This is a genomic window from Crystallibacter degradans (assembly GCF_012952295.1).
Lineage (GTDB): Bacteria > Actinomycetota > Actinomycetes > Actinomycetales > Micrococcaceae > Crystallibacter > Crystallibacter degradans.
In genome coordinates this window covers 1-235 of record NZ_JABBCH010000123.1, presented here as the reverse complement: position 1 = coordinate 235, position 235 = coordinate 1, and the positions used below count along the sequence as shown (strand labels likewise).

At 65.1% G+C, this 235-nt stretch carries 1 pseudogene; it reads right to left on the bottom strand.

Annotated features, from left to right (window positions below):
• Window positions 1-235, bottom strand: a pseudogene (locus tag HGO92_RS24965) (hypothetical protein); the annotation flags it as partial.

Genomic DNA, 235 nt, shown 5'->3' with positions numbered 1-235 from the left:
TGCCGGCTGCAACAACCTCGTCCCCGACCAGGTAATCAACACCCTTGGTCTCCGGGACCGTGTACGAATCGTTCCCGGTGCCGTCCTCGTCCGTGAACACCACCGGTCCCGGAACAACTACGTACGGCGTGGCTTTGAACGTGTGCGTCCACTCCGCGGCCGCACCGGCCTCCAGCACGTAATCCGTCTGGGCCTTCGCCGTCACCGTCACCGAACCGCTGCCCGGATGAGTGCC